At 65.5% G+C, this 12,394-nt stretch carries 11 protein-coding genes; 6 read left to right on the top strand and 5 right to left on the bottom strand.

Translation table 11 applies throughout. The features are described from left to right. Positions 1 to 311 precede the first annotated feature (311 nt). Positions 312 to 1,763, top strand: a complete 1,452-nt coding sequence (locus tag DL990_RS21735; RefSeq protein ID WP_125799749.1) for a M1 family metallopeptidase — start codon at positions 312 to 314, stop codon at positions 1,761 to 1,763. A gap of 28 nt (positions 1,764 to 1,791) precedes the next feature. Here the strand turns inward: DL990_RS21735 and DL990_RS21740 are convergent, their stop codons facing one another. Genes DL990_RS21740 through DL990_RS21750 form a run of 3 tightly spaced genes read right to left on the bottom strand, consistent with a single transcriptional unit; the run spans position 1,792 to position 4,804 of the window. Further along, positions 1,792 to 2,775, bottom strand: a complete 984-nt coding sequence (locus tag DL990_RS21740; RefSeq protein ID WP_125789535.1) for a LysR family transcriptional regulator — start codon at positions 2,773 to 2,775, stop codon at positions 1,792 to 1,794. Further along, a complete protein-coding gene (locus DL990_RS21745; RefSeq protein WP_125799750.1) occupies positions 2,772 to 4,085 on the bottom strand; it encodes a cytosine permease in 1,314 nt (437 codons plus the stop codon). The genes DL990_RS21740 and DL990_RS21745 overlap by 4 nt, the downstream gene beginning before the upstream one ends. Before the next feature lie 2 nt (positions 4,086 to 4,087). Then, positions 4,088 to 4,804, bottom strand: a complete 717-nt coding sequence (locus DL990_RS21750; RefSeq protein WP_125789533.1) for a tRNA-dependent cyclodipeptide synthase — start codon at positions 4,802 to 4,804, stop codon at positions 4,088 to 4,090. Between the two features lie 201 nt (positions 4,805 to 5,005). Here DL990_RS21750 and DL990_RS21755 point away from each other — a divergent pair, with 201 nt between their 5' ends. The 5 genes from DL990_RS21755 (at position 5,006) to DL990_RS21775 (ending at position 9,563) form a co-directional block, all read left to right on the top strand. Further along, on the top strand, positions 5,006 to 5,959 hold the full coding sequence (locus DL990_RS21755) for a LysR family transcriptional regulator (protein WP_125799751.1): 954 nt from the start codon (positions 5,006 to 5,008) through the stop codon (positions 5,957 to 5,959). 89 nt (positions 5,960 to 6,048) lie between these two features. Then, positions 6,049 to 6,399 (top strand): rhodanese-like domain-containing protein, encoded by a 351-nt coding sequence (locus DL990_RS21760; protein ID WP_125789531.1) that lies wholly within the window; start codon positions 6,049 to 6,051, stop codon positions 6,397 to 6,399. 32 nt (positions 6,400 to 6,431) lie between these two features. After that, positions 6,432 to 6,866, top strand: coding sequence for a co-chaperone YbbN (locus DL990_RS21765; protein ID WP_233620537.1), 435 nt, complete (start codon positions 6,432 to 6,434; stop codon positions 6,864 to 6,866). Positions 6,867 to 7,487: 621 nt separating this feature from the next. Then, positions 7,488 to 8,132, top strand: a complete 645-nt coding sequence (locus DL990_RS21770; RefSeq protein WP_199746559.1) for a GntR family transcriptional regulator — start codon at positions 7,488 to 7,490, stop codon at positions 8,130 to 8,132. Positions 8,133 to 8,381: 249 nt separating this feature from the next. Continuing rightward, positions 8,382 to 9,563, top strand: coding sequence for a YncE family protein (locus DL990_RS21775; protein ID WP_125789528.1), 1,182 nt, complete (start codon positions 8,382 to 8,384; stop codon positions 9,561 to 9,563). A gap of 790 nt (positions 9,564 to 10,353) precedes the next feature. Here the strand turns inward: DL990_RS21775 and DL990_RS21780 are convergent. After that, positions 10,354 to 10,920 carry a cytochrome b gene (locus DL990_RS21780; RefSeq protein WP_125789527.1) on the bottom strand — a complete coding sequence of 189 codons (567 nt, stop codon included), beginning with the start codon at positions 10,918 to 10,920 and terminating at the stop codon, positions 10,354 to 10,356. Continuing rightward, positions 10,917 to 11,942, bottom strand: a complete 1,026-nt coding sequence (locus DL990_RS21785) for a catalase family peroxidase (RefSeq protein WP_125789526.1) — start codon at positions 11,940 to 11,942, stop codon at positions 10,917 to 10,919. The genes DL990_RS21780 and DL990_RS21785 overlap by 4 nt, the downstream gene beginning before the upstream one ends. Positions 11,943 to 12,394 lie beyond the last annotated feature (452 nt).

Genomic DNA, 12,394 nt, shown 5'->3' on the forward strand with positions numbered 1-12,394 from the left:
GCGCGGGTACTTCCGGACGACCATGCCGTGGGGTTATCGGCGTGGATAACCCCACGACATGGCCGTCCGGCAGTGCCGGACACGGCGGAACAATCGCACGATGGTCGGGCATCGTCCCTTAGCGGTCACCATCGGAAGTCCTTCGGGTGTCTCGACGGCCCGGCTTCCCGCTGGACATACGGCCGCAAGGCCCGAGTACAACCCGGTACGAGGACCTTGCGGCCGCACGCCCGGCGGAAACCTGGATCCGCCGAATACCCCTGAAGGACTTCCGATGGCAACCACTTAGTTCGCAGAGAGAAGGCTCGTTCATGACCGTGCGGCTTCGGTGGCAGGAGCCACTGTGCACCGCGTTGCTGGCCACCACGATGATCGGCGTCGGCCAGGCGTCGGCCGCGGAAGACCCGGCGATCGGCAGCGACGGCTACGTGCACGTTTCACCCGATGGAACCGTCCTCGGTACCGACCCCTACTACCCCAAGGACGGGAACGGCGGCTACGACGTCACCGACTACTCGATCGCGCTCGACTACTCGCCGTACTTCCTGATGGTGGGCGGCAAGGCGACGATCACCGCGACGGCGCTGCAGGATCTGAGCCGGTTCAACCTCGACCTGCGCGGGCTCACGGTACGGTCGGTCACCGTCGACGGCGTGGCCGCGACATTCCAGCGCGCGGGTGAACACGAGTTGGTGATCACCCCGCGGACCCCGTTGGCCGAGGGCGCGAAGTTCACCGTCGCGGTCCGCTACGACGGACGCCCGGCACCGATCACGACGGCGCGCGGCAGGACGGGGTGGCTGACCATGGCCGACGGCTCGGCCGTCGCCACCGGCCAGCCGCACTCGGCGATGACCTGGTTCCCGGTCAACGGCACCGAAGTCGACAAGGCGACCCTGCGGGTCTCCGTCACCGTTCTGAACGAGTATTCCGTGGTGGGCAATGGTCTTCAGGTGTCGGACGTGCCAGCGGGGCCCGGACGGCACACCGTCACCTGGGCGGAGGAAACCGCGCTCGCGCCGAATACGGCGATGCTCGGCATCGGGCGCTGGCAGATCGACAAGATCGCGCTTCCCGGCGGGCGGACCGCGACCAACGTCTACGATCCCTGTGCCACCGGTAAACGGGCGATCGGCGACCGGCTCCCCGAGGTGCTGGAGTTCCTCGCCGGCAAGTTCGGTGAGTACCCGCAGGCGGCGGCGGGTGGGCTGTTCGTCGACCGCGACCTCGGCTACGTGCACGGAGCGCAGACACGGCCGGTGTACGGCCGTTCGGCGACCGTCTCCGATCTTGTCTACGCCACGGCTTACCAATGGTGGGGGGCCGGGGTGACCAACAAGATGTGGCGCGACGCGCTGTTGCCGGAATCCTTCGCGCGCTACGCGGTGTGGTTGTGGGATGAGACCGCGAACGGTGTCGACATGGACCAGCGTTACCGCGAGCTGGTGGCGGCCGGGGACGCGGCGTTCTGGGCGCCCAAACTCACCGATCCCGGCAAGGGGACCGAGTTCGTGCCCACCACCAAAGCGGTGCTCATGGTGCATGCCTTGCGCCGCCTGATCGGCGACGAGCTGTTCTTCCAGATCGCGGAGGGTTTTCCGTTGATCAACCTGCAGGGCAATCAGAATTGGCACGACTTCACGCTCTACGTCTCGGCGGTCACCCAGCTCGATCTCACCGAGTTCAACCACGCCTGGCTCGAGGGCACGGTTCGACCGCCGGACGCGGTTCTCTATCCGGGCCCGCTTACGCCACGGCAGTGATCCTTCCCGCGCGGGCGACGGTGACGTATCACCCGGCGCCCGTGCGGGACTCCAGGTACCTGGCGTAGATCGGCGCTTTTCTCGCTTCCGCCCAGTAAGTCTCGACCATTGCCGCGGCCAGTTCCGCCTTTCGCCCGGCCACGAAGGTGTCCCGGTGCCAAGCGATGACCTGCCTGCGCGGCAAGACTTCTCCGGCCAGCGGCCTGGTCACGATACCGTCGCCTTTCGGGTCGCAGATCGGTTGTGACAGCCCGATCGCGCCCGCCTTGACGACCAGCAGCGCCACCTGCTGCGAAGTCACCTGATGCGTGATGGACGGCGTGAAACCGTTCCGTGCGCACGTGTCGACGAAGTACTTCGTGAACGTGTTCGCCGATGACCCGGACACCATCACCCAGGGGTCGGTCCGCAGGTCGCGCAGGTCGACGGTCTTCTCGCGGGCCAGCGGATGGCGTTCCGGCAGCAGGACGAAGGTCGGCTCGGTCGCCACCACCGCAGTGTCCACTCCCTCTGGTACTTCCAGCTCGTACCCGGGATAGTCCTTGGCCAGCACCAGTTCCACGCGCTGTTGTGCCAGCAGCGAGACCAGTCTCTCCGGGTGGTCGTCGTGGACCATGGTCACTTCCGACACCTCGGGCCACAACCTGGCCACCAGCGAAGGCAGCTGCGCCACCAGCGCGCTCGCCACCGCCGCCACCCGGACGACGCCGGGCGGGCCGCTGGGGCAGCTGCGCTGCTCGATGTCTTCGAGCAGTTTGTCCAGCTGTGGCAGCAAAGCGGCGGTGCGGCGCAACAGCAGTTCGCCCATCGGCGTCGGTGTCACGCCGCCTTCGCACCGGTCGAACAACTGGTAGCCCAGCATGTTCTCCAGCCGTTTGAGCTGCGTGGAAACCGCCGGTTGGGTGACGCCGAGAGCGATCGCGGCACGGGACAGGCTGCCCGTATCCGCGATCGCCCGGATCACCCGCAGGTGCTGCACATCCAGCTGTACGACGCCAAACTCCTTTGTCACGAACGAGCTTTCGACCCGCCGGAAGAAGTCACCACCACGGGCGCCGAGGCGCCCGTGGTTCGTCTGCCGATCAGAATATACAGTAGGAAAGCCGCGAAAATGGAGTTCACCGTGGGAATTCCCCACGGGAACCAAATGCCCACCGCGGCGCCTGCCACCCAGCACATCAGCGCGGCGGGAACCCACGACGGACAGGTCGAAGGCAGTTCCCCCGAGGCGCGGGTGGCGTCCAGTTCCGGTTTCCAGCGCCGGACCACGTAGTACTCGGCGATCACCACCCCCGCCACCGGCGGCGTGAGCACGCCGACCCAGGTCAGGAAGGCGGTGAAATGGTCGAGGATGCCGATCGCGGAGAGCACCGTGCCGAGCCCGCCGAGCAGCAACGTCGCGGCGGTGCGGTCCAGCCGCCGCGACAGCAGCACCTGGACGGCGTTCACCAGCCCGAGCGAGGACGAGTAGAGGTTCCAGTCGTTGATCTTCAGGATCGCGGTGACCAGGATCAGCGTGCCGAGCACCCCCGACGACGAGGTGATGATCCCGACCACGTCGGCGCTTTTCGCCGCGTGCGCGAGCAGCACCCCGATCAGGCCGATCAGGTACTGGCCGAGGGTGACACTGACCAGCGTCTGCTTCACCACATCCGACGCGGTCCGGTTGAAGCGGGTCATGTCCGGGGTCATGATCGCGCCCATGATGAACGCGCCCGCCACCAGTGTGGTGCCCTGCGCCAGCGACATCGACGGCCCCGGCGGCGGCTCGGACATCAGCGCGGGCAGCGAGTGGTCGTCGAGGGCGGTGATGATCGAAAAGCCCGCCAGCGCCAGGAAAGCGGGTACCGTCAGATACGCCGTCCAGGCCATCGCGCGGAAGCCGAACACGACGATCGCGGTCACCAGCGCGCCGCCGGCGAGCGCCCACACCCACACCGGCGGGCCGCCCATCAACGCGTGGAGGCCGTGGGCGAACACGTCGTTCTGCACCCCGAACCAGCCCGCGAGGCTCACCGTCATCAGCAGCCCGACCAGCGAAGACCCGCCGGTGCCGAAGCCCGCCCAGCGCGCGAGCACCGACGTCGAAAGTCCCTCCCGGGTGCCTGCGACGCCCATCAGGATGGTGATGATCTCCAGCAGTACCGAACCGATCGTGATGGCCAGCACCGCGTCCCAGAACGTCATGCCGAAGCCGAGTACCGCGCCGAGCAGGAACTGGTGGAACGAGGACACCTGCCCGAACCGTTGCAGTGCGACGGAAATCCAGGAGTAGCGGCGTTCGGCGGGCACCCGGCGCAGGGAGAAGTCGTCGTGTTCCACCGTCACTCCACCCGTTCCGGGACGGCCTGCTCCGGAATGGCTTGTCCGGAGACAGTGTTTTCGAGGACGACGAAGCCCTGGCCCGGGCTCGGCCGCCAGGACAGTTCGCGGCGGTAGAGCCGTTCGAGGAACGAGACGCGCTGGTGATAGGCGAACACGGAACTGCCGACCCCGGCCACGGCGACGGTGCCGACGAACATCGGCAACTCGGCCAGGAAGTACCGGACCGCGCTGCGCAACTGGTCACGAGTGGGGTGTTCGCCTTCGGGCAGCCGCTTGTCCAGCACCCAGCCCGTGGCGCCGAGGCACTGCTCGGCGAACTCCGGGTCGGTGGCGAACCGGTGGTGCGCCTCGGAAAGCAGCCCCAGGTAGGCGCGATTGGTGTCGAGGACCGTGGAGTCGAGGATCAGTTCCCGCGAATCCCCTGGGTAGACTTGCTCAAGGGCGCGAATGATCTTGTTCCGGGTGTAGTTGCCTTGCCTCAGCGCCTTCTGCGCGGCGCGGACCGGGTTGTAGCCGAGTGCTTCGAGGGTGAACGCGGACGGCCCGTCCGGGACGAAGAAATGGAAACCCTGGAAGTTCGACATCGCCCAGCGAGCGAGATCGGCGATACGATCGACGGTGAAATGGCTGTTGAACGGGCTGACGCCGAGGCAGACGTGGTCGGCTCGCATGAGCGGGTCCGCACAGTGCTCGGTGAGTGGCGATGGTCGAAGCACGAGGACTCCTGATTCGCGTGATGTGCGAGGGAATAGGCGCGTCGACCGAACGTAGCCACCGGCCGTGGGAGCCGGTATTGCCGTCACCGGTTGTCACCGGGTTATGGGAAATCGCGAATGATCTGTGGATATCGGATTACGGGGAGGTCGGTGCAACTTTCGAGGGTGCCCAGTCCGGGGCGCGGTGCGGTATACGAAGTCATGGAGATTCAGGTTCGGCATCTTCGCGTGATCTGTGAGATCGCTTCCCACGGCAGCCTGAACCGCGCCGCGGCCGGACTGGGGCTCGGGCAGCCCGCGCTCAGCCATCAGTTGCGCCGGATCGAGCGGATGGTCGGCGGCGCGCTGTTCCACCGCGACCAGCGCGGGGTGCGGCCCACCGAACTCGGCGCCCTGATCCTCCGCCGGGCCAAGGTGATCGTACTCACCTTCGACGAACTCGAGCACGACTTCCACCGCCGGGGAAGCGAAACGGACACCTCGATCCGCATCGGCTGGAACGACAGCGCCCTCGCCTCGCCCTTGCTCGGCGGCCTGCGAGACCTGTTCACCGACCGGCCGGTCCGCACCCGTGCGGACTCGTCCCGCACCCGGCTGCTCGCGCAGGTCTCGCACCGGGCCATCGACCTCGCGCTGATCATGATCTGCGGCAAGCGCGTCCTCCCGGTGCCACCGGGGGTACGGACCATGACCCTTGTGCGGGAGCCGTCGTTCGTAGCGGTCCCGGCCGGGCACCGGCTCGCGACCGAGAAGGAGATCGACCTCGCCGAGCTCGCCGGCGAAGACTGGATCGTGTCGAGCGGTGGCGACGGATGCCGTGCGGTGTTCCGTGAGATGTGCCTCGCGCACGGGTTCGACCCGAGGATCACCCATGACGTGGACGTGGACGTCACCCGGGAGCACCTCGTCGCGGGCGGGTACGGCGTCAGCCTCGTCCAGCCGACCCGGCCCGAGGTGGACGGCCTGGTCATCCGGCCGCTGACCGGCTCACCGATGAAGCTCCGTCATGTGCTCGCCTGGCACGAAGCCGGCCCTTGCGTGCCAGGGATCCAGGAACTGGCCGCCGGAACCTCCGCCGAGTACCGGCGAATGGCCGAAAGATCCGCACCCTATCGGACCTGGCTGGAGCGGCACGGCGAAATGGTGGCTGGATAACCCGCTGGCATGCCGAGGCGGCACTAGAGCGACCACGGCGACTGGCCGACGATGGAATTCGTCAATCACGGTCGTCGGGAAGGGTTGCCATGCTGCCTTTGATCACTCGAACGGAATTGCTCTCCGAAGTGGAGGCCAGATCGGTGGTCGTGGTCGACACCATGCCGGTCGCCTATTACGAAAAGGAGCATATACCGGAAGCGCGTAATATTCCGGGCTTTCCCTACGAGGAGGCCGCCGAGTTCACCGATCGGCTGGCTCCGTCCGTACTTCCGGACAAGAGTGCCGCGATTGTCGTCTATTGCGCGAACACGCCGTGCCGGAACAGTGAATTCGTCGGACGGCGGCTGGTGGAACTCGGCTATACGGACGTCCGCAAATACCGCGAAGGCATCGAAGACTGGGTCGCGGGCGGATTGCCGACCGAGTCTTCGTCCTGAGTGGACCCCCCGCAACGAAGGAGTGCACCTTGTTGAGGTTCAAACGATTCATCGGCCTGATGGCCGGCGCGCTGGCGCTGGTCGTGAGTTTCGGCGCACCGGCCTCGGCCGCGCCGGCACCGACGGCCGCGAACGTGGTCACGGTGACTTCGGCCAACTACGCCGAGGTCATGGAGATTTCGCGGCAGAAGCTGGTCATCCTGGACTTCGGCGCCACCTGGTGCCCGCCGTGCCAGCGGATGAAGCCGGTGATCGAACGGCTCGCCGCCGAGTACAACGGCCGGTTCCTGCTCGGCGAGATCGACGTCGACCGGAGCCGGGACCTGTCCAGCCGGTACAACATCCGCTACCTGCCGACGCTGATCGGCATCCGCAACGCCGCCGAACTGCCCAACTCGCGGAACGTCGGCTACCCCGGTGAGGCGCGGCTGCGTGCCTGGATCGACGCCCAGCTGGCCAAGGGCTGACCTGACCGAGGACCTCGGGGAGAAACCCTTCGACCCACCGCGCTGAAAGCTCTCCCGGGTCTGCGTGACGTGCCCGGCGCTCACGGACGGAGGTGTGCCGTCCAAGAGTGCCGGGCACCCGTCGTTTTCTTGAGAGGAAGGTTGCGAAAGCCACTTTCGCAACGTTGAAGGTTGCGAACGTGGCGTTCGCAACATCGTCGGCGGAGACGGGGGCGTGGGTGGCCACCAGACCCACCACGCCATGTTTGCCTTACCTCTCAATGGTGCAGGTCAGGGTGGGCGACTGCCGGTGTCGGACTCCTGCGCACGGCTGTCCCGTATCCAGGCGGGGACGGGTGAGCCGATTCTCTTCGATCGCCAAGACAGCCCGGATCTCCGACCGGCTGAAGCGGGACAAGATGACCGAGAAGGCAGACGAAAAGGCCCACGAACCGGCTATGAAGAAACTCGCTGTCAAGCTGGAAACCGAACGCGGGTTCCGTACATTCAGCCCGAAACGGGTCCATGTGGGCGCGAGGGATCGTTGGGTAGGCGTGACATCGACTGTAGCATTAATAATCGATTATCTTCGAGATGGTCTATGATCGCCGGATGAACGTCTCGTCGTCGCCGGAGAAACAGATGCTGTCCGAGCAGGTCTACGTACACCTGCGGGACGCCATCATGCGTGGGGATTTCGAGCCCGGCGCCGCTCTCAAACCTCAGGACCTGGCCAAGGCCCAGGGCGTGAGCCTGGCCGTGGTGCGCGAAGCCTTGGTGCGGGTGGTCGGCGACGGGCTGGCAGACAGGTTGCCCAATCGAGGGTTCGCCGTCCCGGCCTTCTCGGACCGTCGTTGGCAGGAGATCGCCGAAGCACGCCGGACCATCGAACCGGTCATGCTGCGGTTGTCCATCGAGAACGGCGATGTCGACTGGGAATCACGGGTGCGGGCCGCTCACCACAAGCTGGCTCGTACTCCGGTGTTCGTGCCGGAAGAGGGCGAATACCTCAGCGATGCCTGGTCGGAGGCGCACCGCGTCTTCCATCGCACTCTGCTGGAGGGATGCGGGAACCCGGTCCTACTGGAGGTATTCGACCGGATGTGGACCGCGAGCGAACTGGCTCGCCGGTGGTCGGCGCACCGGACGCCGGGTCGTGATGGTGTCACCGAGCATCGCCGCCTGGAGGAGGCGACCCTGGCGAGGGACGCGGACACGGCTGCCGCGGTGCTCACCCGGCACCTGACTATGACGGCAGCAGGGCTGATCGAGCATCGGGGATCGTGACCGGTCCGAGCAGGGCCCGAGTGCTGTCCAGGAGTTGCTGAAGGCCCTGCTCGAACGACGACGTCGGGGAATTCGACGCCGGCGAAGGAAACCACCTGAACGACCTGGAGTTGCCGTGCCGTCTCGCTGACGTCCGGGTAGCGGCACGGTCGGAGCAAACCGGACATAAACGATAGTCGGAAAAAGATCTCGACATGGTTCAACACTCCGCCCGCCGTCGGCGTATTCCCCATGCGGTGCCCCATAAAGGTGGGACGCCTCGACGGAAGAGAGAAAGCGCAAGTGAGAAATTCTCAGGCAACGCGCCGGATGATTCTCGGCGCGGCCGTGATTGCCTTGACAGCCCTACCAGGTACTGCCGCATTCGCGGACACCTATTCGTCCACCGCACAGAATCAGGGATCCGGGTCCTTCGCGGTTGAAGCGGGGAACGACCCGGCCAGTGCCGACCCCATTGTCGCCGCTCCACAGAACAACACCCTGGCCGTCGATTCCAACCATGTGCTCGCCGTGGGCGCCAACTCGGAATCAACGGGTCTCAACGTCTACTCCGTGCCGGACGGCAATAAGCTCTTTGAAATCCCGGGGTACAAGGCGCCGCGGAGTGTCATCTTCGCAACGCAAGGCCTGACCTTCACGGTGACGGACAGCATTCTGGGCGTCGTGGACCGGATCGAGCTGACTCGCGCGTCCTGGACTATGGAGCGGCTGCCGCTGCTCCCTGGTACTTTCGGTTCCGCGCAAAGCAGTGATGGCAAATGGCTCTACGTCAACAATTACCTGGAGAACACCGTCACCAAGGTCGACCTGTACTCCGCCGACGGTTCGATGAAGATGAACGCGACCTTCGCGAAGTTCGATCAGCCTCGTCAGGGCATCAAGCTCTCGTCGGACGACAAAACCCTGTATGTCACCAACTACGGTAATGGAGTGAAAAGCAAGATCATCGTGACGGACGCGGACACCGGCACGAGTCGACGCGAGATCACGGGTTTCGAGAAGGACAGCTCGGGTGTACCCGGTACGGGTCTCCCCGGGCTGCGTGGTCTGACCGCCAGGGACAACAAGCTGTACGTCGCCACCAGTGGCGATGACTCCGTGCGTGTCATCAGCGTCGCGGACGGCGATTTCGGCACGGGGCTGAATAAGTTCACGGTCGGAGATGACCCTTACGGTGCCGTGGTTTCACCCAACGGCGATACCGTTCTGACGGGGAACAAGGACAGCAACTCGGTCTCGATCATCAACCTGACCACGGGAACGGTGAGCGCTCCCTTGACCGACCCGATGCACCTGAATGGGCCCCGTCAGGCGATCGTCTTCCTGGACGAGTCGTCCGCTTTGGTGCTGAATGGCGACCTGACCCTCGCGAAGATCGACGTTGCGAACGGCAAGGTGGACCCGGGATATCCCAGGCCCAAGGAGTCGTGAAGCGCTGGTGTCGACCACCTGAAGTGAAGCCGCTCGGTCGCGGACTGCGGTGACCCCCTCATCGCACCCGTGGGCTGTGACCGAGTAAGTACCTTCCCGGGCCCTGCCGAGTTCTCGCCCAGCTCGGCAGTCGCCCGGGAAGGTACACCTCGTCGAGCGGATGTCGGCCGTGCCTGGCCGCCACTTGCCTGAGTGGGAGTTCTCAGTGTTCGGCCTGGCGCCGCGAGTCGTCCGCCTGGACACGCGTGTCGTCCATCTGAGCACACGTGCCGTCCCCGAGGTCACGCGAAACCGCCCGTTCGCAGGGTGGCGCGGCTGGGGAGTCGTGAGTGGTAAGTGTCGTTCTAACGACACTTACCACTCGCGACGACCCCTACGTCAACGCCCGCTGCCACACCGACAACTATCCACAATGGACAAACTGACTGCTGGCGGACCATTTGTCGTCATTGCGTTAGAACGACCATTGCCGCTCACGACTCCCGTGCAAAGCATTCAAATCGGACACCTTGGTGTCCTTTGTGGACAATGTGCGCCACGAAGTCCCGCTGTGCGGTCGACGGGGCAGCCTGTGCGACAGGGCTGCCTTCGAAAATGATCGGGTCGTTGGCGATGATCCCGACTTGATGAAGTGATGTGGTCATATCAGTTCACCGTTTGTCAGTGTTGGTTTCGTCTTCGGCGAATCGTTCCGGTGGTAGCCGTTGGCGATGTCTCGCACTCACCTGAGCATGCCTGTGCACGCATTGACATTCGATCCCAGCTGCTGCCGAATCAGTGGTACTGCCGGCTATGCGCCGTCGGCGGGCGTGCCGGGTGCGACGGCCTTCCGGCGGCGGCCGAAAGTCATCCGGGAGAGGAGGCCGTCGCGGAGTACCAGAGTGTGGAAAAGGACGGCGAGCATATGCGCGGTGAACAGGAGGAACAACGCGTAGGCCAGCAAAGTGTGCACTTCGCGGAACCAGGAGTAGAGATCGAGGTCCGCTGGTGTGATCCGCGGCAGGTGGAGGGAGCCGAACAGGATCACCGGCGTACCCGAAGCGGAGACCATCGCCCAGCCGACCAGCGGTTGCGCGACGAGGAGTGCGTACAGGAGAAGTTCCGAACCGGTCGAGGCGAGGCGTTCCAGCCTGCCGAGATTCGCGGCGGGCGGCCGGCGCCGTAGCCGGTTCACGATCCGGACGACGGCGAGCACCAGGACGAGAACACCGACCGGGCGGTGGATCGCCTGGAGGAACCGGTAGTCGGCGATCGAGGCCACCATGGCGAACCCGATGAGCAGCATGGCCACCACGAGTACGGCCATCGCCCAATGCAGGACGCGGCTGAACAAGGTGAATCGTTCCGGCGCGGTCACGCGCGCACCTCCTTGAACTGCACGGCGCTGGGTTGCTTCGGTTCACCGGCTCGTCGGCGGAATGACTGCGCGTATACGGCGGAACGGGCGCTGAGCAGCGGATCGTCGGACACGGCCAGTCCCGCGGGGAGCACGGTGGGATCGAAGTTGAGGTCCCTGGCATTGCCCTCGGCTTCCGCTTGGGCACTGGTGATGGTCAAGGTGCCCGCGGTGATCCTGCGCCGGTAGTCCGGCCAGGGGACTGTGGCATCGTCGGTGGGATCGCCCGGATCGCCGACGGTCAGTACCAGCCGCCAGGACAGCGGGGCCTGCTCGACCGCCGCGACGACGCCGTCGAACAGTTTGCCGTCGCCTTCGGCGGGAGCCGGAACGGGCGTGTGCGGTCCAGGCTCGAAAGTCCAGCGCACCGGGACAGTACGACCGGTCGCGTTCGTGGCGCGGAACGCGTTGAGCCCGTGGAAGGTGCTGTCGGCGAAACCGGCCGTTGGAGGCCTCGCCTTCACGTACGCCATCGCTTTCACGGTTTCGGGGTGCGATCGGAGGAACTCGGCCATGCGAGCGGGGTCGGGCTTGCCGGTGGCGGCGACCGGAGCGGACGCGACGATACGGTCGGCGAACCCTTCCGGTGTGCGATCGAGGAAAACCGGGATGTTGACCATCGCCGTCCGCCACTGTTCGCCGCGGGGAAGTTCGAAGCGGAGCGCGAGACCGCGCACCGTACTGCCGGTGTCCGCCGCGTGCGGCATTCCGCCGGAGAGCGAGAAACGGCCGGTCACCGGGAATTCTCCGGAAGCGAAGACCGACGCCTCGCAAACCTCCGCTCCCGCGCCGTTCGATCGGAACGTCCCGGTCAAACTGACGCCTTTGGCGTGATTGCGGCGGAACCCGTCGTGTTTCCCGTAAACCTGCTCGAAGCGATCCGCGAACTTTTCCGGTGTCAATGCGTCATCCGCCGCGAATGCGCCACTGGTGCCGAGGAAGACCCCGACGTCCGCTGTTCCTATCCCTGCGACGGCGAGCATCCCGAGTAGCGCGCTTCGCCTGGAGAGACCCGAACCCTCGCGATGTTCTTCTTTTCCCACTTAGTCGCCCAATCTGCCGAGTGTTTACGGCAGGTGTACGCACGGCAGGGCGAGAGTGTTGAACAGCCTCGGTATGGCCTGGATCACTGGCCGCGGCTGTCGACAATCGAGCGCTACCAGGATTGTGCGTTCGACACGTCGCGTACCCCGATCGGATCCCGAGCTGGACCGAGCGACGCTGCGGGAGCGTGTCCTGGATGGTTGATTCTGTGAAGCCGGCGTGACTATCGGGGCGGGTGTGACTGGCGAAGCGTCGGCGCCGGGGTCGAGAGTGACGGGGTTTTCGTGGCGCGAAGCCGAAATGGTCGTTCTATTGAGGGGTAAGACAAAGGTGGTGTGCTCGTCAGCTGGGCTGAAGGGGCTTTCGCTGCGCCTGATGCGGCGATGGGCCC

Source organism: Amycolatopsis sp. WAC 01416 (genome assembly GCF_003947485.1).
Lineage (GTDB): Bacteria > Actinomycetota > Actinomycetes > Mycobacteriales > Pseudonocardiaceae > Amycolatopsis.

Bases quoted from the DNA above. Each gene is read 5' to 3' on its own strand.
- DL990_RS21735 (WP_125799749.1), top strand. From the start codon at position 312: ATGACCGTGCGGCTTCGGTGGCAGGAGCCACTGTGCACCGCGTTGCTG.
- DL990_RS21755 (WP_125799751.1), top strand. From the start codon at position 5,006: ATGGAGATTCAGGTTCGGCATCTTCGCGTGATCTGTGAGATCGCTTCC.
- DL990_RS21760 (WP_125789531.1), top strand. From the start codon at position 6,049: ATGCTGCCTTTGATCACTCGAACGGAATTGCTCTCCGAAGTGGAGGCC.
- DL990_RS21770 (WP_199746559.1), top strand. From the start codon at position 7,488: ATGCTGTCCGAGCAGGTCTACGTACACCTGCGGGACGCCATCATGCGT.
- DL990_RS21785 (WP_125789526.1), bottom strand. From the start codon at position 11,942: ATGCTCGCCGTCGCAGGGATAGGAACAGCGGACGTCGGGGTCTTCCTC.